Origin of the sequence: Streptomyces sp. NPDC060232 (assembly GCF_042726555.1) — a bacterium.
GTDB lineage: Bacteria > Actinomycetota > Actinomycetes > Streptomycetales > Streptomycetaceae > Streptomyces.
The window spans coordinates 56,576-80,883 of the sequence record NZ_JBHXAG010000004.1; the positions used below are offsets into that span (position 1 = coordinate 56,576).

General features: G+C 73.2%; 26 protein-coding genes and 1 tRNA gene. 16 read left to right on the forward strand and 11 right to left on the reverse strand.

Annotated elements, in window-relative coordinates; translation table 11 throughout:
* Nucleotides 1-10 precede the first annotated feature (10 nt).
* Together ACFWFZ_RS08615 and ACFWFZ_RS08620 are read right to left on the reverse strand one after the other, a co-directional pair.
* Nucleotides 11-1,201 carry an acyltransferase gene (locus ACFWFZ_RS08615; RefSeq protein WP_387118549.1) on the reverse strand — a complete coding sequence of 397 codons (1,191 nt, stop codon included), beginning with the start codon at nt 1,199-1,201 and terminating at the stop codon, nt 11-13.
* Complete coding sequence (locus tag ACFWFZ_RS08620) at nt 1,194-2,255, reverse strand: alpha/beta hydrolase (protein WP_387118552.1); 1,062 nt, start codon at nt 2,253-2,255, stop codon at nt 1,194-1,196. Before ACFWFZ_RS08620 ends, ACFWFZ_RS08615 begins: the two co-directional genes overlap by 8 nt.
* Nucleotides 2,256-2,482: 227 nt before the next feature.
* On the opposite strand from ACFWFZ_RS08620, the gene ACFWFZ_RS08625 reads away from it, so the two are divergent.
* Nucleotides 2,483-2,974: an HIT family protein gene (locus tag ACFWFZ_RS08625; RefSeq protein ID WP_387118555.1), complete on the forward strand. Its 492-nt coding sequence runs from the start codon at nt 2,483-2,485 to the stop codon at nt 2,972-2,974.
* A gap of 304 nt (nt 2,975-3,278) precedes the next feature.
* Here the strand turns inward: ACFWFZ_RS08625 and ACFWFZ_RS08630 are convergent, their stop codons facing one another.
* From ACFWFZ_RS08630 to ACFWFZ_RS08645, 4 genes are all read right to left on the reverse strand, one after another.
* Nucleotides 3,279-3,407, reverse strand: a complete 129-nt coding sequence (locus ACFWFZ_RS08630; RefSeq protein WP_387118558.1) for a hypothetical protein — start codon at nt 3,405-3,407, stop codon at nt 3,279-3,281.
* An 88-nt stretch (nt 3,408-3,495) separates the two neighbouring features.
* Nucleotides 3,496-5,085, reverse strand: coding sequence for a serine/threonine-protein kinase (locus ACFWFZ_RS08635; protein ID WP_387118560.1), 1,590 nt, complete (start codon nt 5,083-5,085; stop codon nt 3,496-3,498).
* Between the two features lie 156 nt (nt 5,086-5,241).
* Nucleotides 5,242-5,745 (reverse strand): MarR family winged helix-turn-helix transcriptional regulator, encoded by a 504-nt coding sequence (locus tag ACFWFZ_RS08640; protein WP_387118563.1) that lies wholly within the window; start codon nt 5,743-5,745, stop codon nt 5,242-5,244.
* Entirely contained in the window at nt 5,738-6,370 is a 633-nt protein-coding gene (locus ACFWFZ_RS08645; protein WP_387118566.1) for a DJ-1/PfpI family protein, read from the reverse strand. The genes ACFWFZ_RS08640 and ACFWFZ_RS08645 overlap by 8 nt, the downstream gene beginning before the upstream one ends.
* A 298-nt stretch (nt 6,371-6,668) precedes the next feature.
* On the opposite strand from ACFWFZ_RS08645, the gene ACFWFZ_RS08650 reads away from it, so the two are divergent.
* The 3 genes from ACFWFZ_RS08650 (at nt 6,669) to ACFWFZ_RS08660 (ending at nt 9,668) form a co-directional block, all read left to right on the forward strand.
* On the forward strand, nt 6,669-8,036 hold the full coding sequence (locus tag ACFWFZ_RS08650; protein WP_387118569.1) for an aspartate aminotransferase family protein: 1,368 nt from the start codon (nt 6,669-6,671) through the stop codon (nt 8,034-8,036).
* A gap of 212 nt (nt 8,037-8,248) precedes the next feature.
* A complete protein-coding gene (locus ACFWFZ_RS08655; protein WP_387118572.1) occupies nt 8,249-8,914 on the forward strand; it encodes a GntR family transcriptional regulator in 666 nt (221 codons plus the stop codon).
* Between the two features lie 103 nt (nt 8,915-9,017).
* The gene (locus tag ACFWFZ_RS08660) at nt 9,018-9,668 is read left to right on the forward strand and encodes a hypothetical protein (protein WP_046777816.1); all 651 of its coding nucleotides are present in this window, start codon (nt 9,018-9,020) and stop codon (nt 9,666-9,668) included.
* A gap of 43 nt (nt 9,669-9,711) precedes the next feature.
* Here the strand turns inward: ACFWFZ_RS08660 and ACFWFZ_RS08665 are convergent, their stop codons facing one another.
* Nucleotides 9,712-10,458 carry an SLATT domain-containing protein gene (locus ACFWFZ_RS08665; RefSeq protein ID WP_387118575.1) on the reverse strand — a complete coding sequence of 249 codons (747 nt, stop codon included), beginning with the start codon at nt 10,456-10,458 and terminating at the stop codon, nt 9,712-9,714.
* Nucleotides 10,459-10,748: 290 nt separating this feature from the next.
* Between ACFWFZ_RS08665 and ACFWFZ_RS08670 the strand changes: the two genes are divergently transcribed.
* The 7 genes from ACFWFZ_RS08670 to ACFWFZ_RS08700 all read left to right on the forward strand — a co-directional run bounded on the left by ACFWFZ_RS08670 (nt 10,749) and on the right by ACFWFZ_RS08700 (nt 16,925).
* The gene (locus ACFWFZ_RS08670; protein WP_075970649.1) at nt 10,749-11,093 is read left to right on the forward strand and encodes a YbaB/EbfC family nucleoid-associated protein; all 345 of its coding nucleotides are present in this window, start codon (nt 10,749-10,751) and stop codon (nt 11,091-11,093) included.
* Between the two features lie 54 nt (nt 11,094-11,147).
* The gene (gene recR / locus ACFWFZ_RS08675; RefSeq protein WP_030648057.1) at nt 11,148-11,747 is read left to right on the forward strand and encodes a recombination mediator RecR; all 600 of its coding nucleotides are present in this window, start codon (nt 11,148-11,150) and stop codon (nt 11,745-11,747) included.
* Nucleotides 11,740-12,387, forward strand: a complete 648-nt coding sequence (locus ACFWFZ_RS08680; protein WP_387118580.1) for a DUF5063 domain-containing protein — start codon at nt 11,740-11,742, stop codon at nt 12,385-12,387. Before recR ends, ACFWFZ_RS08680 begins: the two co-directional genes overlap by 8 nt.
* A gap of 120 nt (nt 12,388-12,507) precedes the next feature.
* Nucleotides 12,508-13,782, forward strand: a complete 1,275-nt coding sequence (locus ACFWFZ_RS08685; RefSeq protein WP_053626973.1) for an aspartate kinase — start codon at nt 12,508-12,510, stop codon at nt 13,780-13,782.
* Nucleotides 13,779-14,855 (forward strand): aspartate-semialdehyde dehydrogenase, encoded by a 1,077-nt coding sequence (locus tag ACFWFZ_RS08690; protein ID WP_387118583.1) that lies wholly within the window; start codon nt 13,779-13,781, stop codon nt 14,853-14,855. The genes ACFWFZ_RS08685 and ACFWFZ_RS08690 overlap by 4 nt, the downstream gene beginning before the upstream one ends.
* Nucleotides 14,856-15,024: 169 nt before the next feature.
* The gene (locus ACFWFZ_RS08695) at nt 15,025-15,837 is read left to right on the forward strand and encodes a SigE family RNA polymerase sigma factor (protein WP_387118586.1); all 813 of its coding nucleotides are present in this window, start codon (nt 15,025-15,027) and stop codon (nt 15,835-15,837) included.
* Nucleotides 15,834-16,925 (forward strand): hypothetical protein, encoded by a 1,092-nt coding sequence (locus ACFWFZ_RS08700; protein ID WP_387118589.1) that lies wholly within the window; start codon nt 15,834-15,836, stop codon nt 16,923-16,925. Before ACFWFZ_RS08695 ends, ACFWFZ_RS08700 begins: the two co-directional genes overlap by 4 nt.
* On the opposite strand, the gene ACFWFZ_RS08705 is transcribed toward ACFWFZ_RS08700, so the two are convergent.
* Nucleotides 16,892-17,746 carry an SURF1 family protein gene (locus ACFWFZ_RS08705; RefSeq protein ID WP_387118592.1) on the reverse strand — a complete coding sequence of 285 codons (855 nt, stop codon included), beginning with the start codon at nt 17,744-17,746 and terminating at the stop codon, nt 16,892-16,894. The genes ACFWFZ_RS08700 and ACFWFZ_RS08705 overlap by 34 nt on opposite strands.
* A gap of 37 nt (nt 17,747-17,783) precedes the next feature.
* Nucleotides 17,784-19,595 carry a S9 family peptidase gene (locus tag ACFWFZ_RS08710; protein ID WP_387118595.1) on the reverse strand — a complete coding sequence of 604 codons (1,812 nt, stop codon included), beginning with the start codon at nt 19,593-19,595 and terminating at the stop codon, nt 17,784-17,786.
* Between the two features lie 86 nt (nt 19,596-19,681).
* Here ACFWFZ_RS08710 and ACFWFZ_RS08715 point away from each other — a divergent pair, with 86 nt between their 5' ends.
* The 5 genes from ACFWFZ_RS08715 (at nt 19,682) to ACFWFZ_RS08735 (ending at nt 23,059) form a co-directional block, all read left to right on the forward strand.
* On the forward strand, nt 19,682-19,849 hold the full coding sequence (locus ACFWFZ_RS08715) for a hypothetical protein (protein ID WP_387118598.1): 168 nt from the start codon (nt 19,682-19,684) through the stop codon (nt 19,847-19,849).
* 37 nt (nt 19,850-19,886) lie between these two features.
* On the forward strand, nt 19,887-21,188 hold the full coding sequence (codA, locus tag ACFWFZ_RS08720) for a cytosine deaminase (protein WP_387118601.1): 1,302 nt from the start codon (nt 19,887-19,889) through the stop codon (nt 21,186-21,188).
* Between the two features lie 6 nt (nt 21,189-21,194).
* The gene (locus tag ACFWFZ_RS08725; RefSeq protein ID WP_387118604.1) at nt 21,195-21,779 is read left to right on the forward strand and encodes an HD domain-containing protein; all 585 of its coding nucleotides are present in this window, start codon (nt 21,195-21,197) and stop codon (nt 21,777-21,779) included.
* 72 nt (nt 21,780-21,851) lie between these two features.
* Nucleotides 21,852-22,349, forward strand: a complete 498-nt coding sequence (locus tag ACFWFZ_RS08730) for a DUF5956 family protein (protein ID WP_387118608.1) — start codon at nt 21,852-21,854, stop codon at nt 22,347-22,349.
* 431 nt (nt 22,350-22,780) lie between these two features.
* Nucleotides 22,781-23,059, forward strand: coding sequence for a hypothetical protein (locus ACFWFZ_RS08735; RefSeq protein WP_387118610.1), 279 nt, complete (start codon nt 22,781-22,783; stop codon nt 23,057-23,059).
* Between the two features lie 71 nt (nt 23,060-23,130).
* Here the strand turns inward: ACFWFZ_RS08735 and ACFWFZ_RS08740 are convergent.
* Nucleotides 23,131-23,204 (reverse strand) — tRNA-Pro (locus tag ACFWFZ_RS08740).
* A 100-nt stretch (nt 23,205-23,304) separates the two neighbouring features.
* Nucleotides 23,305-24,243, reverse strand: coding sequence for a metallophosphoesterase (locus ACFWFZ_RS08745; protein ID WP_387118613.1), 939 nt, complete (start codon nt 24,241-24,243; stop codon nt 23,305-23,307).
* Nucleotides 24,244-24,308 lie beyond the last annotated feature (65 nt).

Sequence of the window (24,308 nt, forward strand, 5' to 3'; positions counted from 1 at the left end):
GTCGGTCAGCCTAGGCATGCGTGGCCTCCCTGGCGGACGCCCCCGGAACACGGCGGGCGGCGGTGACCGTGGCCGGGCGGGGGCGCCGGGCCCGTTCGTGGACGCGGAACGCCGCCCAGCAGAGTCCCAGCGCGGCCGTGAACACCGGCAGCCACGCCACCCGGGCCGCTATCCAGCCCACCGAGTCGGGCACGGTGTGCAGCCCGGGCAGGTCGGCCGACACCAGCAGCCCGAGGGCGGTGACGGCCATCATGGCGGTCTGGTGCCACAGGAAGACCGTCATGGCGGACAGGTTCACCAGTGCCACCTTCGCCCAGGCCGCCGGCCGCGTCATGAGCCGGGCCAGCCGGTCGCGGACCAGCAGCGCCAGCCCGCACTGGGCCAGCCCGAACGCGACCGCGGCGAGGGTCGGCGGGTTCAGGTTCGAGATCGCCGCTCCCGGCACGCCCACCATGGACGCCGGATACCCGCCCCACAGGATCAGCGCTGGGGTGGCCGTGGCACCGGTGCCGACCAGGAGCCAGAGCCGGCCGCGCCGGACGAGGGCTCCGCGCGCCCACGCAGCGCCCAGCGTGAAGGGCACGAGCCAGCCCGCGGCCACATTGACCCAGCCGATCCACTCGGGCCCGCCCAGTCCGAAGCGCCCCAGGTCGACACCCGCCACCACGGCGGCCGGCCACAGTGGGCCGAGCCGGGCCACGACCGGGGTCGCGGCGGTGAGCGCGGCGAACACCAGCAGGAACCACAGCGGCGACAGGACCAGCTTGACCAGCGTCCGCACCGTGTCGAATCCCACCCCGCCGATGAGCATCCCGCCCGCCACGACCGTCCACAGGACGAGCACCGCGGGGACCGGCCGGAACAGCCGTCCCAGCCGCTGCCCCACCCAGGCCCCGTACGAGACGCCCCGCTCGCGCGCCGAGGCGTACCCGAGGGCGGCGACATGGCCGCCGACCAGGAAGAAGACGGCCAGCGTCTGGAACACCCAGGACACCGGTGCCAGCCAGGGCAGGTGCACCAGTGGGCTGGTGCCGTGCAGAGCGCCGTCGGTGGCGGTCAGGGAGGTGACCAGCCAGTGACCGAGCACCACCCCGAGGATCGCGAGGGCCCGCAGCGCGTCCACGGTACGGTCCCGGCCGGCCGGCGTGGCCGCGTCGATGCCCGCCGCCAGAGCGGACCAGCGGGCGCGGAGCTCATGCATGGGAGGCCCCCTGGGAGGGAGCGGTACCGAGGACGATGGCGGCCAGGGCGTCGAGAGAACGGCTCCCCGCCTTCAGGTAGTCGCTGTGGCCCCCGGCTCCGGCGGCGAAGGCCCGCGCACCGAAGGCGGGGTCGACCGGGTCGGTGCCGAAGCCGACCCCGCCGAGCCGGACGTGCGGCACGCCGGCTATCCAGTCGGCGCCGCCGCGCCCGGCCCAGACCCGGGCCGCGGTCGGCAGCTCCCGGACGGATCCGGCCCCCGTGCCCGGGCTGCCGTAGAAGACCATGTCGCCGACCGCGGGGCCCGTCCGAGTCCGGGCGCAGACGACGGAGCCGTAGGAGTGGCAGAGCAGCGACAGCCGGGATCCGGGCGCAGCCATGTCCCGCAACCAGTCCAGGAACGCCGCCAGTTCGGCCGCGGCCTCGTCGGCCCGGCCGGCGGTCAGCACGGTCGTGCTGACCGTGCCCGGGGTGTCGTACCCGAGCCAGGCGACCACGGCGGAGCGGGGATTCCCGGCCTGGAGGCGCTGCTGGAGGGCCACCGCCCCGGACCGGAACCTCTCGTACGTGTCGAGGGTGGTGTCGGAGCCGGGCACCAGGACAGCGATCCGGTCGGCGGTCTCCAACTCGCCGAACACCTCGACCAACCGGCCCCGGCTGCGGCCGTCGAAGGCGAGGAATTGCGCCGTGCCGCCCGCCGCCATGGCCCGCAGCCGGCCGGCGCGGGCGGAGCGGCCGGCGCCCTGGGCTATCCGGACCGCCTCGGCGAGGTTGTCGCGGTTGGCGGCATAACGGTCCTGGGGTGGGACGTCCCTGGCGAACACGGTGGGCGTTGGGGCGGGAGCCTGCGCGGAGGCGGCGGCGGACACCGGGACGACCACGGCTGCCGCGACCAGAGAGGCCAGCAGCGTACGGCGCAGCCGCCCACCCCGCGCCTGAGCCCGCGCCCTCCCGGAGCCGCACGCCACCCCGCCCGCGCCGACTCCGCCAGCCGCCCCCGCAGCCCGTGCCGTGCCCGTTCCCGTTCCCGTCGCCGTCGCCGTCGCCCTCGTCATGGTCTGTTCCCTCGGTCGCCCGGAAGGGCCGTCAGCGCCCCTCTCCACTCCTGAAGTTAGGAATCCGGGCCCCTCGTCGGCGTCCCGCCGCGGAGCTGTGTTCGCGCCTAGCTCTCAGGTATGACGGGGGATACTTCGGAGGCACGGCACGGCACGGCACGGCGCGCCGCGGTGCACACCGTCAGGCACCCGACACCCGCCCGGCGCAGGCGACATGGAGGTCACCAGTGAGTGACGACGACTGGCGCAGCGACCGCATCGGCAGCGCGCACCGCGGGGCGAACCCCACCGTCCTGCGCCGCCTCGACGCCGGTTTCGCGGTCATCGGGGACCGGCAGTTCCTCCCCGGCTACTCGGTACTGCTGACCGACGACCCGGCCGTGACCCGGCTCTCGGACCTGCCCCGACCGCGCAGGGGCGCCTACCTCGCGGACGCCGAGCGGCTGGCCGAGGCCGTCGAGCGGGCCTGCGCGCGGCTCGACCCGGCCTTCCGCCGGGTGAACATCGAGATCCTCGGCAACACCGACCCCTACCTCCACACCCACGTCTGGCCCCGCTACGACTGGGAACCCGACGACCGTGTCAGGCGGCCCGTGTGGCTCTACGAGGAGGAGTGCTGGCGCGACGAGCGGTACGCGCTGGGACCACGCCACGACACGCTGCGGGCCGCGATCGGTGAGGAGTTGGACCGGCTCGGAGCGGCCGGGCCGACGGCCTGACCGACCGCTCCCGGGCCGTCACGTCGCCGCGCCCGCACACCGTTGCCGATCAGGACGACCCCCGTCGCCCGGTCCAGCCCCCGCCGCACGCGCGGCGGCGCGAAGAACCGCCGGGCCCGCGAGGGGGCGTACACGTATGCGCCCGGCCCGGCCGCGGTCAGCAGCACGCGGACCACGAGCGCAAGGACCCCGGTCGCGCCGAGGAGAGCGGTGAGCGCGCGGCTCAGACTGCCACCAGGGGTTCGACGTATCCGGCCCGCCAGCTCGGGGCGGGGTCCTGGCCGGGGCTGGTCCGCTGGTTCCGTTACTTCCGCGCCTCCACGATCTCCCCGTCGCGCCCGGGCAACAGGGAGACGGCCCGGTAGACGACGTGTTCCTGGGGCATCTCGACCTCGGTGAAGGCGTGGTCCCCGTCGGTCAGGATGCGGAGCACGCGCACGGGCTCCTCGTCCGAGTAACCGTCGTCGCGCGGACAACAAGCTTTCCTGCAGGCTCATTGACCTCGACACAAGCCGTGCCGGTCACTGCCTGCGGTAGTCGAGCGGGGGACTGTCACCGCCCGCGAGCTCCCTGCGCAGGGCGCCGTCGGGCAGCAGCCGGAGCCGGCTACGGCTGCCCGCCGTGCAGGTCGGCGGCGCGCCCGAGGTGACGGTGGAGGCATCCAGCTCCACGGGATCGGGGGCGCTGCGCAGTGCCGCGGTCCAGGCGCAGGCGAAACCGGGGTCCTGGACGGCCAGGGACATCACCTGTTCGCCGACGCCGCCGGGCGCGAGAATGAGCCGCCAGGTCTGGCTGCCGCGGACGGCCTGCCAGGTGCCGACGTAGGCCTCGGGCAGGCCGTCGGCCGCCGGGGCCGAGGACGGCGCGGACCCCATGGCGGAAGCAGACGGTGAAGCAGAAGCAGAAGCAGAAGCAGAAGCAGAAGTGGAATCGGAACCCGAAGCGGCGGCCGGTCCCGAGCCGGTCGTCGCCTGCGTACGGGGGCTCGTGACGGGCGGTCGCGGATCCTCCGCCCCGCTCATGACCGCGTACACGGTGCCGGCCGACAGGACCGCGACGACAGCGGCGACCGCGAGGAGCAGGGCGGTGGACGCCGTCCAGGGCCGGGGCAGAGGTTCCGGTTCCGGCAGCGGGCACGCGGAGTAGGAGGGCGGCAGCGTCGGCAGCGCCGGCATCGCACGGTCCGGCCCGGCGTCCTCACGGTCCAGCAGCTGTACGGCGTGCCGCCCGAGCCGCGCCACCAGAGGGGCTGGCAGCCAGGGTTCCAGCGCCCTCCCGTCGGCCACGGTGTCGTCGCCGCCGACCCGGGCCAGTACCTCGGCAGGCCCGGGCCGCGCACCGGGATCCGGGTGCAGGCAGTCCCGTACGAGGTCGAGCAGCTCGGCCGGTACGCCGGCCAGGTCGGGTTCCGCTTCGGTGCTGCGCAGCAGGAGCGCCGGAAGGCCGCCCGGCTGCGCCGCGTCCCCGAAGGGCAGCCGCCCGGTGGCCGCGTACGCCAGGACCGCGCCCAGGCAGAAGACGTCGCACGCGGCGGTCACCGGCTCGCCGCGGATCTGCTCGGGGGCCATGAAGCCGGGGGAGCCGATGGCTTCGCCGGCCCGGGGCAGGCCGGCGGCGTACCCGGTGGGGGCGCGGGCGATGCCGAAGTCGACGACACGGGGCCCGTCGAGGGTGATCAGCACGTTCGAGGGCTTCAGGTCGCGGTGGACGATGCCGGCGCGGTGGATGTCCTGGAGGGCGTGCGCCAGGCCCGCGGCCAGGATCCGCAACGATCGGTCCGGCAGCGGGCCGAAGTCGTGGGCCACGACCCGGCGCAGGCTCGGCCCGGCGACGTAGCCGGTGGCGAACCAGGGGGCCGGCGCCTCGGTGTCGGCGTCGAGGACCGGGGCGGTCCACTCGCCGCCGACCCGACGGGCCGCGTCGACTTCCTGGCGGAACCGGATGCGGAACTCCTCGCGGGCGGCGAGCCCGAGGTGGACGAGCTTGACCGCGACGGTGCGGCCGCGGTCGGATCGGGCGAGGTAGACCTGGCCCATCCCTCCGGCGCCGAGCCGTGAGAGCAGGCGGTAGGGGCCGATGCGGTGCGGGTCGTGCGGATGCAGTTGTTCCATGGCCGGGTGGTCCTCCCCCTGCTGGCCGAACAGCTCCGCTGGGAAGGACGGCGGGCGGCGCCCGCCGGTTGCCTCCCGGCGGGCGCCGCCGAGGCCCGAACCCAAGAGGGCCGGGAACCCAGGAGGGCCGGGTCCGGCAAGCCCCGAACGCCGCCCCTAAGCCTGATCCGCCTGATCCGCCGGATCGCGCGGCGCGGGCAGCGTGTCCAGCGCCGCGGCGAGGCGCTCCAGGACCCGGACCGTCTCCGCGAAGGCCGTGTCACCCAGCTCCGCCGCGAGGCGGGCGGCCATCGCCGCGTGCCCCGGGCCGATCCGGTCCACCGCCGCGCGGCCCTCCTCCGTCGGCCGCAGCAGCTTCGCCCGCCGGTGGGCGGGGTTCGGCGTGTACTCCGCGAGGCCCTTGGCGACGAGCAGGTCCGCGATGCGCTGGACGCTCTGCCGGGTGATCCCCATGTTCCGGGCGATCCCCGCGACGGGCAGCGGCTCCCGCAGCACCGCTCCCAGCACCTGCCACCAGGCGGCGGTGAGTCCGGCGGGACGTGCCAGCTCCTCGGAGAGGGAGAGGAACTGGCCGTTCAGCCGGAACACCCCGAGCGCGGTGCGGCTCAGCAGGTCCTGCCGGGTCCGGGCCGACCCGGCAGGCGCCGGCGGCTCAAGCATCGCCCGCCGCCGATGCCGCCATCAGGACCGGGTACGCGCTCTCGTCCGAGTCGTGGAAGAGCCCGTACCAGGCGTCCAGTACGTCCGGCTTGTAGACGCCCAGGCGGGCGAAGACCTCGCGGGCGAAGGCGACCGGCTCCGTCGGGCCCGCCGTGATCAGGTCCCCGTCGGTCACCGCGTCGGCCTCGACGTAGTTCTCGGCGCCGCCGTAGCCCGGCTGCTCCGCCAGGTAGAAGGAGACCCCGCTGGTGTGGGCGCGGTCGTCCAGCAGGCCCTCGCGGGCGAGGCCGGCGGTGGCCCCGCAGATCGCCGCGACCGGCACCCCGGCGGCCAGGAACTCGCGGGCCTTCGCCGCGAAGGGTGCCAGCTCGTCGCCCGTGTCCCACAGGGAGGCGCCGGTGAGGATCAGCAAGGAGGAGTCCTCCGGTCGCAGATCGGCGAGCCCCAGGTCAGGCTGGATGCGGATGCCGCCCATGGTGGTGACGGGCGCTTCGGCGGCGAAGCCGACCGTCCGCACGACGTGGCCCCGCTGGGTGAGGTGCGCGGTGGTGTGGCCGGTCTCCCAGTCCGCGTAGGTGTCGTAGACCGCGAGGTGGACGGGCTTGTGTGCTGCGGTCTCGCTCATGGTGTGTCGCCTCCAGCGTCGGTGGTGCCAGGTGCCTGCGGCGCTCGCAGTGGGTCCGAGTGGGCCCGGAGTGGTCCAGGGGTGGCCGGCCGCGGGGTGCTTGCGGTGCGTGGCGCGAGCCGTCCGTGCCGGCCCTTCCGCGAAAAGCGCCTATGACAAGAGACTGTCATAACGACAGGATGCTGTCAATACGGGGAGCGGGTGACCCGGAGGCGCAGACAGACTGCCGAGACCGGCCCGCCACCCTCAGACAGTCCGCCGATATCCCTCCCCACCTGCACACTTCTAGCGTGTCGCCATGACCCCTCATGTCGCCCCGCACGCCCCGCACGCTCTTGCCGCCGTGAAGGACGCGGACCGGAAGCACGTCTTCCATTCATGGTCCGCCCAGGCCCTGATCGACCCGCTCGCCGTCGCGGGGGCCGAGGGCTCCTACTTCTGGGACTACGAGGGCAAGCGCTACCTCGACTTCTCCTCACAGCTGGTGAACACCAACATCGGCCACCAGCACCCCAAGATCGTCGCCGCGATCCAGGAGCAGGCCGCCCGGCTCTGCACCCTCGCGCCCGGCTTCGCCGTCGACGTCCGCTCCGAGGCCGCACGCCTCATCGCCGAGCGGACCCCCGGCGACCTGGACAAGATCTTCTTCACCAACGGCGGCGCCGAGGCCGTCGAGAACGCCGTCCGCATGGCCCGTCTGCACACGGGCCGCGCCAAGGTGCTCTCCACCTACCGCTCCTACCACGGCGCCACCGCCGCCGCGATCAACCTGACCGGCGACCCGCGCCGCTGGCCGTCCGACACGGCCGCCGCCGGCGTCGTGCACTTCTGGGGCCCGTACCTCTACCGCTCCGCCTTCCACGCGACCACGGAGGCCGAGGAGTGCGAGCGCGCCCTCACCCACCTCGCCGACACGATCGCCTTCGAGGGCCCGCAGTCGATCGCGGCGATCATCCTGGAGAGCGTCCCCGGCACCGCCGGGATCATGGTGCCGCCCGCCGGCTACCTCGCGGGCGTCCGCGAGCTCTGCGACCGCCACGGCATCGTCTTCATCCTCGACGAGGTCATGGCCGGATTCGGCCGTACCGGCAAGTGGTTCGCCGTCGAGCACTGGGACGTCACCCCCGACCTGATCACCTTCGCCAAGGGCGTCAACAGCGGCTACGTGCCGCTCGGCGGCGTGGCCATCTCGGCCGCCATCGCCGAGACCTTCGCCACGCGCCCCTACCCGGGCGGACTGACGTACTCCGGCCACCCCCTGGCCTGCGCCGCCGCGGTCGCGACGATCACCGCGATGGAGGAGGAGGGCGTCGTCGAGCACGCCGCCCACCTCGGCGAGAACGTGATCGGCCCGGCGCTCGCCGAACTCGCCGCGCGCCACCCCTCGGTCGGCGAGGTCCGCGGCCTCGGCGCCTTCTGGGCCCTGGAGCTCGTACGCGACAAGGAGACGCGCGAGCCGCTCGTCCCGTACAACGCGGCCGGTGCGGACAACGCCCCGATGGCCGAGTTCGCGGCGGCCTGCAAGGCGTCCGGGCTGTGGCCCTTCGTCAACATGAACCGCACCCACGTGGTCCCCCCGTGCACCGTCACGGAGGCGGAGGCGAAGGAGGGCCTGGCCCTGCTGGACGAGGCGCTGACGGTCGCCGACCGCCACACCACCGCGTAGCCGGGCGCCGGGCGGCGCGGCCGGACGGCGCGCCGCACGGCGCGGCCAGCCGACGGCGGGACGACGGCTGGATCTCGGTGGCCGGTTCACGCCGGTGTGATTCTCGTCTTCACAGCAGGTCGGATCCACACATAACCACCACCAACCGTCCGGTTTCGGCCTCGCTGTCTGGCCTATGGTGTCCGGAGCTCTACGACAGGAGACGGACCCCTATGCCAGGCAGCGGCGCTGTCACCCGCAACACACTTCGCCAGCAGATCGCGGACGCGCTGCGTGACGAGGTGCTCGCGGGACGCCTGCCTCCGGGGACCGAGTTCACCGTCAAGCAGATAGCCGAGCAGTACGAGGTCTCCGCGACCCCGGTGCGCGAGGCGCTCGTGGACCTCTCGGCCCAGGGTCTGCTCGAACTGGTCCAGCACCGCGGCTTCCGCGTGCGGATCTTCTCGGTCGACGACTTCCGCGGAATGATCGAGGCCCGTGCGCTGGTCGTGGACGGCATCTTCCGCCGCCTCGCCGAGCGGGGCACCGCCCCCGGCTCCGGCGAGATGCTGGTGTCGGTGCGGCGCCGGGGCGAGGAGGCGCGCAGGGCGGCCGAGAGCGGCTCCCTGGAAGTGCTGATCGGCTACGACCTGCGCTTCTGGCGGGAGCTGAGCGGGCTGGTGGCCAACACCTACATCACCGAGTTCCTGCACCGCATCCGCGTGCAGTGCTGGGTCTTCGCCGTCCCCCACCTCCAGCGCGAGGAGCAGCTGCGGGAAGCGCTCTGGGACGGGCACAGCGCTCTGGTCGACGCCGTGACGCTGGCGGACGCCGACGCGGTACGCCGCATCGTGCAGGGCTACAACGAGCACGCGCTGGCCTGGGCCGCCCGGCTCTGACCCCGGGGGCGTTCCGCATCCTGTAGTTCTGCGCACCCCTTCGCGGAGGGTGTTCGGCACACTACGCTGACCGCATCGGCGACAACGACTGATCGGAGCCCGAGTGGCCTGTGACCTGTGGCTGGTCCCCCTTGTCGACGTGCTGTGCCACAGCCCCGACAACCCCTTCGCGGAAGAGATCGCCTCGTACGACAAGGCGCTGGGTGAGGCCGGACTCCCGTCCGTGCCCGTGTTCGCGTACATGCCGGGTCTGAGCGGGGACGTCGCCCCGGTCGCCGGTTTCGACTACGACGCCCTGCATTTCCTGAGACGGGCCTATCTGCTCCAGCTCTGCGGTCTGCCGGTGACCCCGGTGGACGAGCTGGGCGGGGACTACGAACAGCTGCTGGAGATGTTCGAGCCCACCGCGCAGCAGTCGCACCTGGTGTGGCACTACGACCACGCGGGCGCGTACGTACCGGTCGACTTCGCGGCGCCGCTGGCGAACGAGGAGCTGCTGGCCGGAGGCGGACCGCTGGGGTCCGCGCAGGGGCTGCTGAGGGAGCTTCTGTTCGTCGCCCCCGCCATCGGGATAGACCCGGGGAACCCGCCCGCGGCGCCGGCGCCGCCGGGGCGGCCGACGTCTCTGGAGGAGCCCGCGGGACCGATCCCCTACGACGGCAGTCCCTTCGCCCGTGAGCGGCACGTCTGGCTGGGACTGCACGCCGCGGCGACGCGCAGTCTCGGACAGGGCTCGATGATCATCTTCAGCTGACCGGCGGGCGGGGCGGCCCCGCCCGCCGGTCAGCTCGGCCGGATCAGCGCGGCTGCTCCGGCGGCCGCTGGCGCGGCATGTTCGGGCGGGTGCCCGGCGGCAGCGGGAAGCGGGCCGGCGGGATGTACGCGTCCGCGCGGGCCCCGGAGGCCCCCAGCGACTGCATCACCAGCGGCGCGGGGCCGGCCCGGAACTCCACCATCCAGTCCGCCGTCTCCGACCGCACCAGCTCCGTGATGTCCTCGGAGAAGCGGCGCAGCACGGTCAGGCACCGCTCGGCGGCCTCGCTGGCGGTTCCCTCGGTGGGACCGAGCACCTCGCGGACGTTCTCCGACGCCCAGTCGAACTGGAGGGTCTGGAGTCTGCGCTGCACCGCCTGGGCGGTGGCCACGTCCCGCATCCACCCCGACGTCAGCCCGAAGAACCGGTCGCAGGCCAGCGCGGCCGCGCCCAGCAGCAGCGCCAGGTACCCGTACGTCGACCCGCCCGGCGCCGAGCCCGTCAGCTCCAGCACCGGCATCGCGGCGCCGGTGACGGCGCCCAGGGCCGCGCCGACGCGCAGGACGCGCGCCCCGCGGCGCTTCCACGCCCGGTCGGACAGGTACCACTCGGCGGTGCGCAGCGCGTCGGCCTCGACCCGCCGGTAGAGCTCGTCGAGCCGCTCCGCGGGCTCCCCCCAGTCCCCGAGGGGAAAGGGCCGACCGGTCAGATCGCCCGCCGGCATCGGTCCGCCGCCTTCCTCCCGGGGATCCCGGGGTGGCCCCTCGGGCTGCATCTCCGGCTGGCTCACCCGGCACTCCCTCTGCCTGCGCTGACGTGTGGTGGTGCGCGTGTGCGCAATGATGCGCATGCTCTTCCTACCTTCGAATGACGGGCGATGGACGACGAATCCCGCGATTTCCGCTCGCAAGGAGGTCTCCATCAGGTACGCGCAGGCCCCGACTCTCACTCGAAAGAGTTGGTCCTCTCAGCGTAGGGCGCGGCGCGCGAGGAGCACGTAGGCTCGGATTGACCAAGCGTTCCGAAGGTCTCGGGGCCGCGAAGGTCCCGACGGTACCGACGTACGGAAGTGAGTGCCCTGTGATTCCCGGTGGTGGCCAGCCCAACATGCAGCAGCTGCTCCAGCAGGCCCAGAAGATGCAGCAGGACCTCGCCGCGGCCCAGGAGGAGCTGGCGCGGACCGAGGTCGAGGGCCAGGCCGGCGGCGGCCTGGTCAAGGCGACCGTCACGGGCTCCGGTGAGCTGCGCGCGCTGGTGATCGACCCGAAGGCCGTGGACCCGCAGGACACCGAGACGCTCGCCGACCTCGTGGTCGCGGCGGTCCAGGCCGCGGGTGAGAACGCCCAGGCGCTCCAGCAGCAGAAGCTGGGCCCCCTCGCGCAGGGGCTGGGCGGCGGCAGCGGCATTCCGGGGTTGCCGTTCTAGCAGGACCCTCCTGCGTCCCCCGTTCTCTCCCATCCGACGAAAGAAGGCAGTCCGTTGTACGAAGGCGTGGTCCAGGACCTGATCGACGAACTGGGCAGGCTGCCCGGCGTCGGGCCCAAGAGCGCGCAGCGGATCGCCTTCCACATCCTGCAGGCCGAGCCCACCGACGTCCGCCGCCTCGCGCACGCGCTGCTGGAGGTCAAGGACAAGGTCCGCTTCTGCGCCGTGTGCGGGAACGTGGCGCAGGAGGAGCGGTGCGGCATCTGCCGCGACCCGCGCCGGGACGCGACGGTCATCTGTGTCGTCGAGGAGCCCAAGGACGTGGTCGCGATCGAGCGGACCCGCGAGTTCCGGGGGAAGTACCACGTCCTCGGCGGCGCGATCAGCCCGATCGAGGGCGTCGGTCCGGACGACCTGCGCATCCGCGAGCTGCTGGCGCGCCTGGCGGACGGCGAGGTGACCGAGCTGATCCTCGCCACCGACCCGAACCTGGAGGGCGAGGCGACCGCCACCTACCTCGCCCGCATGATCAAGCCCATGGGCCTGAAGGTCACCCGCCTGGCCAGCGGGCTCCCCGTCGGGGGAGATCTGGAGTACGCGGACGAGGTCACGCTGGGGCGGGCCTTTGAAGGAAGGCGACTTCTCGATGTCTGACGCAATGCTGCACGCTCTCGGCCAGGATCCGGACGACTTCGCCGCCTCGATCGCGGACCAGATCGAGTCGTTCATCGTCGCCGTCACCGAGGTCGCCAAGGGCGAGGACCCCGACAGCGCGGTGCCCTTCCTCCTCCTGGAGGTGTCCCAGCTGCTGCTGGCGGGCGGCCGGCTGGGGGCGTACCAGGACGTGCTGCCGGACGAGCGCTACGAGCCCGACCTCGGCCCGGAGCCGGACGTCGACGACCTGCGCGAGCGGTTCGCGATCATGCTGGAGCCGGTCGACGTGTACTCCGAGGTCTTCGACCCCTACGAGCCGCGCAAGGCTCCGGTCGCCCACCGGATCTCCGACGACCTGGCCGACGTGGTCGCGGACCTGCGGCACGGGCTCATCCACCACCAGGCGGGGCGCATCACGGAGGCCCTGTGGTGGTGGCAGTTCTCGTACTTCACCAACTGGGGCCCGACGGCCTCGGCCACCCTGCGCGCCCTGCAGTCCCTGATCTCGCACGTACGCCTGGACCAGCCGCTGGCGGCCCTGGACGGCCTGGACACGGACGAGGACCTGACCGAGGACGACCTCGCGGAGCAGGCGGGAAAGGTGATGGCGGAGGAACTCGGCGGCCTCGGCCGCAAGTGAGCGTCCGCCGCGGGAACCCGGACTTTGATCTTTTCGTCTCATGATGTGGCACGAGGCGGTCGGATCCCGGGCGCTCGTTACACTGCACCAGCAATGAGACGGACTGAGCGAGGAGCGCACGTGGGCCTTGTCGTGCAGAAGTACGGAGGCTCCTCCGTAGCCGATGCCGAGGGCATCAAGCGCGTCGCCAAGCGGATCGTGGACGCCAAGAAGAACGGCCACCAAGTGGTCGTCGTGGTGTCCGCGATGGGCGACACGACGGACGAGCTGATCGATCTCGCCGAGCAGGTTTCACCGATGCCTGCCGGGCGCGAATTCGACATGCTGCTGACCGCCGGAGAGCGGATCTCCATGGCCCTGCTGGCCATGGCGATCAAAAACCTGGGGCACGAGGCCCAGTCGTTCACCGGCAGCCAGGCAGGCGTCATCACCGACTCGGTCCACAACAAAGCGCGCATCATCGATGTCACGCCGGGCCGTATCCGCACCGCGCTGGACGAGGGCAACATCGCCATCGTCGCCGGTTTCCAGGGCGTGTCCGCGGACTCCAAGGACATCACCACCCTGGGCCGCGGCGGTTCGGACACCACCGCCGTGGCGCTCGCCGCAGCGCTGGACGCCGAGGTCTGCGAGATCTACACCGACGTCGACGGCGTCTTCACCGCGGACCCCCGCGTCGTGAAGAAGGCGAAGAAGATCGACTGGATCTCCTCCGAGGACATGCTGGAGCTCGCGGCCTCCGGGTCCAAGGTGCTGCTGCACCGCTGCGTCGAGTACGCGCGCCGCTACAACATCCCGATCCACGTCCGCTCGTCCTTCTCCGGACTTCCGGGCACCTGGGTCAGCAACGAGAATCCGCAAGGGGACGCGCAGGTGGAGCACGCCATCATCTCCGGAGTCGCTCACGACGTCTCCGAAGCCAAGATCACGGTCGTCGGCGTCCCGGACAAGCCGGGTGAGGCCGCGGCGATCTTCCGCGCCATCGCGGACGCCGAGATCAACATCGACATGATCGTGCAGAACGTCTCCGCGGCCTCGACGGGCCTCACCGACATCTCCTTCACGCTTCCCAAGGCCGAGGGCCACAAGGCCATCGACGCCCTGGAGAAGGCGAAGGGCGCGATCGGCTTCGACTCCCTGCGCTACGACGACCAGATCGGCAAGATCTCCCTGGTCGGCGCCGGCATGAAGACGAACCCGGGCGTCACCGCCTCGTTCTTCCAGGCGCTGTCCGACGCGGGCGTCAACATCGAGCTGATCTCCACCTCGGAGATCCGCATCTCGGTCGTGACCCGCCAGGACGACGTCAACGAGGCCGTCCGCGCCGTACACACGGCCTTCGGCCTCGACTCCGACAGCGACGAGGCCGTCGTCTACGGAGGCACCGGACGATGACGGCGCCCCGGTCGACCCCGGCTCCGGCACTCGCCGTCGTCGGGGCGACCGGAGCAGTCGGTTCGGTCCTGCTCCGGATGTTGTCCCAGCGGGCGGACGTCTGGGGCGACATACGCCTGATCGCCTCCGTGCGCTCGGCCGGCCGCATGCTGTCCGTCCGCGGGCAGGAGTGCGAGGTGCTCGCCCTCACCGAGGACGCCTTCGACGGCCTCGGGCCGGGCGACGTCGCGGTCTTCCTGACCCCGGCCGAGGTCTCGGCCCGGTGGGCCCCCGTCGTCACCGCCCGCGGGGCGGTCGTCGTCGACCAGTCCGCCGCCTTCCGGGACGATCCCGAGGTGCCGCTCGTGGTACCCGAGACCAACGCCCACGCGGCGCGGATCCGGCCGCGCGGGATCGTCGCCGCCCCGGACACCGTCACCGCCGCGATGATCGCCTCGCTGGGCGCCCTGCACGCCGAGTACGGCCTGACGGAGCTGGCCGTTTCCACGTACCAGGCGGCCAGCGCCGCCGGCCGGGCCGGCTCCGAGGCGCTGCGCCGCCAGCTGTCGCTGGTCGCCGGGACCGCCCTGGGCGAGCAACCCGGCGACGTGCGCCGTGCCGTGGGCGAGGACACGGGCCCCTTCGCGGCCCCCCTGGCCCTCAATGTGGTGCCGTGGTGCGGCGAGCTGAACGAGGACGGCTGGTCCTCGCACGAGCTGGCCGTACGGGCGCAGACCCGCCGGATCCTCCAGCTGGAGACGCTCCCGGTATCCGTGACCTGCGTGCGGGTGCCGGTGCTGACCGGGGATTCGCTGGCGGTGCGGGCCGGCTTCCAGAACGAGGTGAAGGCCGCACGCGCCCGGGAGATCCTGGAGGCCGCGCCCGGCGTGGTGCTCGTGGACGACCCCGCCGCGGGGGAGTTCCCCACTCCCGTCGACGCCGCCGGGACGGATCCTGCCTGGGTGGGGCGGGTGCGGGCCTCGCTCGACGACCCCTACGGCCTGGAGTTCTTCGTGTGCGCCGACAATCTCCGCCAGGGGGCGGCGCTGAATGCCACACAGATCGCGGAACTGATCGCAGGTGAATGTGCGTAATTCGCTTTGTAGGATCGGTGCCGATCCCTTGATCAAGGTGATGGCCCGACTGCCGTTTCGCTGGACGGGGCAATCGGGAAGAGCGGGTACGCATGAGCGCAATACGGATTTCTCCGGTGGAGCTTCCACGCGCGTACAACCCTGACGGGGGGACGCGTGTCCTACAGGCGTGGCAGAGGCACTGCTCGAACTGGCCGTCCTACCGGCACGCACGGGGATCCTCCCGCCGCGCCGGGATCTCCGTACGCCCGGCGGCGGTCTTCCCGTGATCGTTCCCGTCCCGCCGACGGGGACCCCCGAGGCTCCCGCCCGGGCCGACGCACCACTCCCGGGCGGCCTCGTGCCCGCGCAGCGCGACAGCGCTGAGGCGGACGGGAGCGGCACGGACGCGACCTCCGAGGCCGAGGCCTTGGCCGACAAGGCCGTGACCGCCGTGGCCGTGACCGATCCGGCCGTGACCGATCCGGTCGTCGCCGACGTGGTGGCCGGCACCACCGTCGACCACCTCACGGCGACCTACCAGGCGCACTACCGCTCCCTCCTCGGCCTCGCAGCGCTGCTCCTCGACGACACCGCCTCCTGCGAGGACGTGGTGCAGGAGGCGTTCATCCGGGTGCACTCGGCCCGCAACCGGGTCCGCGACCGCGAGAAGACCCTGGCGTACCTGCGCCAGACCGTCGTGAACCTCTCACGTTCCGCGCTGCGCCGGCGCATCCTCGGCCTCAAGCTGCTGTCGAAGCCCATGCCGGACATGGCGAGCGCCGAAGAGGGCGCCTACGACCAGCTGGAACGCGACGACCTGATCAAGGCGATGCGGGGGCTGCAGCGCCGCCAGCGCGAGGTGCTGGTGCTGCGCTACTTCGCGGACATGACGGAGTCCCAGGTCGCCGAGACCCTCGGGATATCGCTCGGCTCGGTCAAGGCGTACGGATCGCGGGGCATTGCCGCGCTGCGGGTGGCGATGGAGGCTGCGCAGTCATGATGGACGACCACACGGCGCCTGACGGCGCGAGCGGCGAAGAGGAGCTGCGCATCCTCCTGCGCGGCGCCGTCGAGGGCCTCCAGCCCTCCGAGGACGCGCTGGAGCGGCTGCGGTACGCCGTCCCCGCACGCCGGGCCCGCAGGCGCCGGGCCGTCGTCGGCGCGGCCGCGGCCGCGCTGCTCGCGGGGACCGCGATCCCGGCCGCCCTGCACCTGAGCGGCGACGGGGGCACCTCCCCGGACCGCCAGGCCATGGCCGGCCACGAGGCGCACTCCGGCGACGGGCGGGGCAGCGCGTCCGACCCGCACCTGAACGGATACGGGTCCTACCCGAAGGCCGGCGGCTCCCGCAGCGGCTCCCCGGACGCGGGCGGCGCCACCGGGCAGCCGGACCCCTCGCAGGGCGGCGCCCCCGCGGGCGGCATGACCTCCGGGCCGGCGGGCACCGGCACCTCGGGCGGACCGGCCGGTTCCGCGGCCGGCTCGGGGGCGGGCGCGGGCCCGCTGCCGCCGGTGGCCGCGCCGGGCGTGCCCGGGTGCGGTGCCGAGCAGCTCGGCGTCGTGGGCTTCGTGCGCAATCCGGAGGGCGACGGCCGGGTGGCGGGCGGCTTCCGGGTCACCAACGTCTCGTCCCAGGGCTGCGCGGTCGCCGGCCGGGACGCCGTGACCGCGGCCTCCACGCCCGTCGCGACGCTCGGCCCGGGCGCCGGGGTCGCGGTGGTCGACCACACGGCGGGCGGTCCGGGCAGCGGGCTGCTGCCCGACCCGTCGGCGGAGGCGCCGGTGGTGGTGCTCCCGCCGAACAAGTCCTACGAGGTCCGCTTCGCGTGGGTGCCGCCGGGCGAGCCCTGTACGGCGAGCGGCTCGACCGGGGGCGGCACGCCGCCGCAGACCGGCTCGGGGGGCACGTCGGGCACCCTGGGCAGCGGGGTGGCGTCGGAGTCCCAGACGGCCGCGCCCCAGGCGCCGAGCACGGTCGAGGTGTCCCACACCCCGCAGACCGGCGGCGCACCGACGACGCGGACGTCGATCCCCGACGCCTGCGGCGGCACGGTCTACCGCACGGGTGCGATCCCCGTCGCCGACTGATCATCAGAGGCGGGCGCGGTCACGGTCGCGGCAGCGGCAGGGGCCGAGTCCGCGGCCGGCGCGGGCGCGGACGGGTCGAGCAGGCCCGCCTCCGCGTCGCGGAGCGTCTCCACCTCGCGGCGGTAGAGCCGGAACCACATGAAGAGCACGAAGGCGACGAAGACGAACCACTCGCCGGTGTAGCCGAGGTTCTGGAAGGCCTTCAGGTCGAGCCCGGTGTTGGTCGGAGCCTGCGCGGGCACCGGCAGCATCCCGTCCGCCGGGGTCTGCACGGTCAGCCAAGCGTCGTACAGGTCGTGCGGGACGAGGTTGACCAGCGTGGCCGCCGCGATCACGCCGAGCTGCCCGGAGGGCAGACCGCCCTGGGCGTGGACCCCCTTCGTGCCCGCGTTCTCCGAGGCCTGGAGGGCGCCCGTCACCTCGACCCGGCCCGTCGGCGCGGCTGGCGCCTTCGCGGGGTCCGCCACACCCGGCAGCCAGCCCCGGACCACCGGGACGGCCTTGCCGGAGTCGGTCTTCAGCAGCGTCAGGACGTAGAAACCGGACGCGCCGTCGAGCCGCCGCTCCGGCACCAGCATCTGCTCGCCGTACTCACCGGACGCGGACGCCAGCCGTCCGGAGGTCTGCGTGTCGACCGGGAGCAGCGAGTCCAGAGGCGCGGCCACCTGGTCGGGCCGTTCGGCGGTCGCCTCCCGGTGGCTGTCGACGCGCGCCTCGAACCGGCCGAGCTGCCAGGACCCCATGAACAGGCAGAAGGGGACCGCGAGCGCGACGAAGACGTTGATCCCCCACCAGCGCGGGGTCAGGAGAAACCGGTGCACCCCACCACGGTACGGGGGGCGCACCGGCCACCGGGCCTCAGGGTCGGGCGGGCAGGTGCTTCAGCGCGAACTCCAGCTCCATCCGGACCTGCTTGATCCGCTCCTCCACGACCAGCGAACCGTGCCCCGCGTCGTACCGGTACACCTCGTGCACCGCCCCGCGCGCCGCGAGCCGGTCCACGTAGTTGTCGATCTGCCGGATGGGGCAGCGTGGATCGTTGACGCCGGCCGCGATGTACACGGGGGCCGTCACCCGGTCCACGTACGTCAGCGGCGAGGACGCCTCGAACCGGTCCGGGACCTCCTGCGGCGTACCGCCGAAGAGCGTGCGGTCCAGGGCCTTCAGCGCCTCCATCTCGTCGTGGTAGGCCGTCACGTAGTCCGCGACCGGTACGGCGGCCAGCCCCACGGCCCACGCCCCGGGCTGCGTGCCCAGGCCCAGCAGCGTCAGATACCCGCCCCAGGAGCCGCCCGACAGGACCAGGCGCGCCGGGTCCGCGAGACCGGAGGAGACCGCCCATGCGCGGACCGCCTCGATGTCCTCCAGTTCGATCAGCCCGACCCGGTGCTTGAGGGCGTCCGTCCACGCCCGGCCGTAGCCCGTCGAGCCCCGGTAGTTGACCCGGACCACCGCGAAGCCGTGGTCCAGCCAGGCGGCCGGGGCCGCGGCGAAGGCGTCGCTGTCGTGCCAGGCCGGCCCACCGTGAAGCTCGAAGACGGTCGGGAAGGGGCCGTCGCCATGGCCCGCCGGACGCTGCACCAGCGCGTGGATCCGGCCGCCCGGACCCTCCACCCAGGCGTCCTCCACCGGCACCGAGCCCGGCGGCCTGAAGCCCGGCGGGTCCAGGACGACGCCGCCCGCGGTGGACCGTACCGCCGAGGGCTCGGCGGCCGAGGACCACAGGTACTCCACCGTCCCGTCGGGCCGCGCCGTGGCGGCCGTCACCGACCCCGGCGGCGTGTCCACGCGTACGAGCTCCCCCGCGGCCAGGTCGTAGCGCCACAGCTCGCTGCGCGCCTCGAAACTGTGCGCGATCAGCAGCGCGGAGCCGTCCGGATACCACTCGGCGCTGACGTCGCCCGGCAGGTCGATCGCGAGCTCCTGCTCGGCGCCGGTCGACACATCCCACACCAGCGGCTCCCAGCGGCCGCGCCGCTGGTGGCCGATGAGCAGCCGCGTGTCGCCGGCGACGGGGGCGAAGCCCAGCACTTCCAGGCCGAGCTCCTCCGTCCCGCCCCGGGAGTCGTCCAGCTCGGCGACGGTGGCCCCGTCGAGGGTGAGGACGCGCAGGGCCGAGTGCATCGCGTCGCCGTGCTCGGTGTGCTCGACGGCCACGAGCGTCCCGTCGTGCGACAGGTCGCCGACGCCGGCGGACTCCCGGTGCCGGTAGATCACCGTGGGCGCGGACCCGTCCGGGCGGACCACGTGGACGGTCGAGCCGTCCTCGTCCGTGCAGCGCCCGACGACGGTGGTGCCGTCGCGCCCGATGGCCAGCCCCGCCGGGTAGGAGGGCTCCAGGCCGGGGGTGGCCGGCTCGTCCGGGCCGCCCGCGAAGGGCTGGCGCACCCACGTGCCGAACTCGTCGCCGTCGGTGTCGGAGAACCACCAGATCCACTCGCCGTCGGGGGAGAGGGCCCCGTCCGTGGTGCCGTTGGGGCGGTCGGTGGCCTGCCGCTGCGCGCCGGTGGCCCGGTCCCAGGCGTAGAGCTCGAAGGTGCCGGTCGCGTTGGAGACGAAGAGCGAACGGTCAGGGGCGTCCTCGGCCCAGTCGGGCAGCCCGACGCGCGGCGCCCGGAACCGCTTCTCCCAGTCGGGCATCTCGGGGGTGATCTCGCTGTCGCTGGTCATGCGCCCATTGTTGCCGCAGCGCCCTCCAGGATGCCGACTGCTCCGAACGGGCGCACAGTGGACCCGTACTCCAAGGAGGAACGATCATGGCCAAGAAGGCTCGCACCGGCCACCACGTGCACCAGGACTCCGAGCGCGCGCTGGCGAAGAACACGGCGGCCGAGGCCCGTGCGAAGGCAGCGTTCCGGGACGCGCACTCCACGGCGGCGAAGACGCGCGGCATGCAGCAGAAGGCCCAGGCCAAGCGCGGCTGAGCGCCGTGCCGCGCGCCCTCGTCCGTACGCTGGCGCCATGCGGATGATCGTCCGGGGTGCCCGGCTGCTCCACACACCAGGCCTGTCCGACGTCGAGGTCGGGGAGGACGGCCGCATCGCGCGGGTGATCCCCTACGACGACCAGAAGGAACCGCCGGCCACCGGCCTCCTCGTCGAGGCGTACGGCGGCCTGCTCACCGCACCCTTCGTCGAACCGCACATCCACCTCGACACGGCGCTGACCGCCGGCGAGCCGCGGCCCAACGCCTCCGGCACCCTGTGGGAGGGCATCGCCTGCTGGAGCGAGCGCAAGCGCACCCTCACCCGCGAGGACGTCGTCGCGCGGGCCACCGAGGTGCTGCGCTGGCAGGCGGCGGGCGGCGTCCTGCACGTCCGTACGCACTGCGACGTCACCGATCCGTCCCTCACCGCGCTCGACGCGCTGCTGGAGGTCCGCGACCGGGTGCGGGACGTGATGACCCTGCAGATCGTCGCCTTCCCCCAGGAGGGCATCGTCTCCTTCCCCGACGGCGAGGCGCTGCTGCGCGAAGCCGTCGCGCGCGGGGCGGACGTCGTCGGTGCGATCCCGCACTTCGAGGACACCCGCGAGGACGGCGTCGCCTCCTTGCACACCGCCTTCGCCGTGGCCGAGGAGCACGGGCTGCGCGTGGACGCCCACTGCGACGAGACCGACGACGAGCAGTCCCGTTTCGTGGAGGTACTGGCCACCCTCGCCCTGCGCTCGGGCCTGCGCGAGCGCGCCACCGCCTCCCACACCGCGGCGATGGGCTCCTACAACGGCGCCTACAGCTTCAAACTCCAGCGGCTCCTGTCCCGTTCGGGGATCAACCTGGTCGCCAACCCCTTCGCCAACCTCAACCTCCAGGGGCGCTTCGACGCCTACCCCAAGCGGCGCGGCCTCACCCAGGTCCGGGAGATGCTGGCGGCCGGGGTCAACGTGGCCTTCGGGCACGACGACGTGATGGACCCGTGGAACGCCCTCGGCACCGCCGACCCGCTGCAGACGGCCCTCGTCGGCCTGTACGCCGCCCAGCTCACCGGCGCCGACGACATCCCGGTGGCCTTCTCGATGGTGACGGACCGTGCGGCGCGGGTCCTCGGCCTCGGCGCCGGCGAGTACGGCATCACCGAGGGCGCGCCCGCCTCCTTCGTGCTCCTGCCCGCCCCCTCGCCCGAAGAGGCGCTCCGCCGCCAGGTACGCCCCCGGTACGTGGTCTCGCGCGGCTCCGTCCTCGCCGAGACCCCGCCCGCCCCGACCCGGCTGTCCTGGCCGGGGGAGCCCCCCTCGGACGTCGACTTCACCCGCCGCCTACGCTGACGTGCCATGACGTGGACAGTTGACACCCCTTCAGCCCGGGCCGCCCTGGAGATCGCGTCGGAGTACGCGGACACGGCGCTCCTCAACCACTCCGTGCGCTCCTACGCCTTCGGGGCGCGGTACGCGGCCGACCACGGCCTGGACCACGACGAGGAGCTCTTCTACGTCGCGGCCCTCCTGCACGACCTGGGCCTGACCGCGCCGTTCGACAGCCACACCCTGCCCTTCGAGGAGGCGGGCGGCCATGTGGCGCGCGTCCTGACGGCGGGCCTGGGCTGGCCGGCGGACCGCCGGGCCCGCGCCGAGGAGATCATCGTCCGGCACATGCGGGCCGACGTGGGCGCGTCCGAGGACGTGGAGAGCCACCTCCTCCAGGTGGGCACGAGCGCCGACGTCTCCGGCGCGCGCGTTGCCGGGTTCGACCCCTCCTTCACGGCCCGCCTCCTCGATGCCCACCCGCGGGCCGGCTTCGGCCCCGTCTTCACCGCCCTCGTGGAGGACCAGGCCAGGCGCAAGCCCGACTGCGCGGCCGCCGCGTACGTCGCGGGCGGCGCGGCCGGCCGCATCGCGGCCAACCCCCTGGACGCCTGACGGAGCTCGGGCCGCTGCGGCGCCGGGGCGCGGGTCACGGGGATCCGTCACCGCTTCGGATAGCGTGCCCGCATGTCGTGGGACGAGGACGGAACACCGCACCCGCTCGCACAGCGCCGCACCGGCCGCAGCGAACTGGAGCCGGACCGGCTGCCCGAACTGCGGGAGCTGGAGGTGCTCGGCTGGGAGCCGGCCCCCGAGGACCTGCGCTGGGTCTTCCTCCCGTACGTGTGGCCGCCGACGGCCCGCACCTGGATCCCCGACCGCTCCACCCACTGGGCGGTGGACACCGAACTCGACGGGCACGGCCACATCACCGGCGTGGAGTGCGCCCCGCTGCCCGAGCCGGACCTGCGCGACCTCGACCGGGAGGCCGACGAGGCCCTCGCCGCCTTCGGCATCCCGCCACGGCCCAGGGGCCGCATCTGGCTGCTCCGCCCGGTCGGCCCCTTCCCCACCGTCGCAGCGGTCCTCGACCACCTCGACGCCGCCCTGGCCGCGGCGGGCCCCTCCCCGGACCCGCCGGCCCTGGCCCGCACGGAACTGGCCGCGCTCCACGGGAGCTCTTAGGGTCTGTATCGAGTTGCCCCGTGGAGCAAGGAGCGGCGTTCGGTGCGTGCCCTCGGCGTGCGGGACGCATGTCCTCGTAGCGGAGCTACTAGGACATTCGGCTCGTGCGCCGAGGGTGCGTGCCGGGCGTCGCGACGCCGCGGGGCAACTCGATACAGACCCTGGGTCCTGTCTGGAGTTCCCCCGCGGCGTTGCGGCGTCTGGCACCGCCGCTTCCGGCGTTGTCGTCAGTCGCCGACGCTCCGCGTCGACTCCCTCCTCCGCCTTGGATTCGACGGCATCAGACGCCGCTCCTTCTCCCGCGCCGGAACTCCACACAGGGCCCAGGTCCAGTCATCAAAGTCGCGCCTGGCCTGCGGCGCTCCTTCGACGACGGGACCTGGGGGCTGTTGGCTACCCTGGATGTGGGGGCAGCGGCGGGAGGCGGTCTCATGCGACGGCGGCATCACTTCCACATCGACCACGCGGGCCACTCGGTCAGTGCCACGGTCCAGACCGGCCACCCCGCGGTCGTCGAGGTCCTCGTCGACGGCAAGGAGACCGGCCACGCGACGACGCACCACGACCACCCCGTGACCGTCTGCGTCGAGCTGCCGACGGACCCCCCGACGAAGGTCTCCGTCCGCGCCACCCCGGGCCCGGGCATCCCCCGCTGCGTCTTGGAGGCCCCGGCCATCGAGCCCCACATCATGTCGCCCCGCCCCTACTGACGAGCCCCCGCAAACACAGGAAGGGCCTGATCCGATTTCTCGGATCAGGCCCTTGACCTGGTCTTACTCTGTCGGGGTGGCGGGATTTGAACCCACGACCTCTTCGTCCCGAACGAAGCGCGCTGCCAAGCTGCGCTACACCCCGATCGTCGCCCTGAAGTGTTGCTGTCCTGGCGACATCGATTACTTTAGCGGACCTCTCGCCGGAGACGAAATCCGGTTTTCGCGGAGCGGGCGCGCGGCGGCTACTCCTTCGGGGTCAGCGTCAGGAGCGTCGCCTCCGGCGGGCAGGCGAAGCGGACCGGGGTGAAGCGGTTGGTGCCGCAGCCGGCCGAGACGTGCAGGTAGGAGCGGTGGCCCGCCGCCTCGTGCGTGGACAGCCCCTTCACCCGCCCGGTGTCCAGGTCGCAGTTGGTGACCAGCGCGCCGTAGAAGGGGATGCACAGCTGCCCGCCGTGGGTGTGGCCCGCGAGGATCAGCGGGTACCGGTCGGCGGTGAAGGACTCCAGGACGCGCAGATACGGGGCGTGCACCACGGCCAGCGAGAAGTCCGCGTCCGCTTCCGGGCCGCCGGCGACGCTCTCGTAGCGGTCCCGCTTGATGTGCGGGTCGTCGAGCCCGGTGAAGGCCAGCTCCAGGCCTTCCAGCTTCATCCGGGCCCGGATGTTGGTGAGGTTCAGCCAGCCCGCCGCGTCGAAGGCGTCCCGCATCTCCTCCCACGGGTTGTGCACGGCGCCGACGACCGGCTTGTTGCCGTTCAGGCCGTGCCGTCCCTGCACCTTCTCGACCAGGTAGCGGCCCGGGTTGCGCAGCCGCGGCCCGTAGTAGTCGTTCGACCCGAAGACGTACACGCCGGGAAAGGACATGAGCGGCCCGAGCGCGTCGAGGACCTCGGGGACGCCCTCGGTGTCGGAGAGGTTGTCGCCGGTGTTGACGACGAAGTCGGGGCGCAGGCCGGCCAGCGACTGCAGCCAGGCGCGCTTCTTGCGCTGCCCGCCGACCATGTGGATGTCCGAGACCTGGAGTACGCGCAGCGGGCGCATCCCCCGGGGAAGCACCGGCACCGTGATCCGGCGCAGTCGGAAGGACCGCGCCTCGAAACCGGCGGCATAGGCCACACCCGCGGCCCCCACCGCAGCGATTCCGGCAGCCGCTTTCAGGGGTACTCCGTAACGCGCACGCATGGACCCATCGTCGCAGACCCGAAAACAGGTGGGCGCCATCGTCCCCGCACCTGGCACACTCACCT

Bases quoted from the DNA above. Each gene is read 5' to 3' on its own strand.
- ACFWFZ_RS08745 (WP_387118613.1), bottom strand. From the start codon at position 24,243: ATGCGTGCGCGTTACGGAGTACCCCTGAAAGCGGCTGCCGGAATCGCT.
- ACFWFZ_RS08690 (WP_387118583.1), top strand. From the start codon at position 13,779: ATGACGGCGCCCCGGTCGACCCCGGCTCCGGCACTCGCCGTCGTCGGG.
- ACFWFZ_RS08615 (WP_387118549.1), bottom strand. From the start codon at position 1,201: ATGCATGAGCTCCGCGCCCGCTGGTCCGCTCTGGCGGCGGGCATCGAC.
- ACFWFZ_RS08645 (WP_387118566.1), bottom strand. From the start codon at position 6,370: ATGAGCGAGACCGCAGCACACAAGCCCGTCCACCTCGCGGTCTACGAC.
- ACFWFZ_RS08620 (WP_387118552.1), bottom strand. From the start codon at position 2,255: ATGACGAGGGCGACGGCGACGGCGACGGGAACGGGAACGGGCACGGCA.
- ACFWFZ_RS08725 (WP_387118604.1), top strand. From the start codon at position 21,195: ATGACGTGGACAGTTGACACCCCTTCAGCCCGGGCCGCCCTGGAGATC.
- ACFWFZ_RS08655 (WP_387118572.1), top strand. From the start codon at position 8,249: ATGCCAGGCAGCGGCGCTGTCACCCGCAACACACTTCGCCAGCAGATC.
- ACFWFZ_RS08700 (WP_387118589.1), top strand. From the start codon at position 15,834: ATGATGGACGACCACACGGCGCCTGACGGCGCGAGCGGCGAAGAGGAG.
- ACFWFZ_RS08715 (WP_387118598.1), top strand. From the start codon at position 19,682: ATGGCCAAGAAGGCTCGCACCGGCCACCACGTGCACCAGGACTCCGAG.
- codA (WP_387118601.1), top strand. From the start codon at position 19,887: ATGCGGATGATCGTCCGGGGTGCCCGGCTGCTCCACACACCAGGCCTG.
- ACFWFZ_RS08735 (WP_387118610.1), top strand. From the start codon at position 22,781: ATGCGACGGCGGCATCACTTCCACATCGACCACGCGGGCCACTCGGTC.
- ACFWFZ_RS08730 (WP_387118608.1), top strand. From the start codon at position 21,852: ATGTCGTGGGACGAGGACGGAACACCGCACCCGCTCGCACAGCGCCGC.
- ACFWFZ_RS08680 (WP_387118580.1), top strand. From the start codon at position 11,740: ATGTCTGACGCAATGCTGCACGCTCTCGGCCAGGATCCGGACGACTTC.
- ACFWFZ_RS08710 (WP_387118595.1), bottom strand. From the start codon at position 19,595: ATGACCAGCGACAGCGAGATCACCCCCGAGATGCCCGACTGGGAGAAG.
- ACFWFZ_RS08640 (WP_387118563.1), bottom strand. From the start codon at position 5,745: ATGCTTGAGCCGCCGGCGCCTGCCGGGTCGGCCCGGACCCGGCAGGAC.
- ACFWFZ_RS08650 (WP_387118569.1), top strand. From the start codon at position 6,669: ATGACCCCTCATGTCGCCCCGCACGCCCCGCACGCTCTTGCCGCCGTG.
- ACFWFZ_RS08635 (WP_387118560.1), bottom strand. From the start codon at position 5,085: ATGGAACAACTGCATCCGCACGACCCGCACCGCATCGGCCCCTACCGC.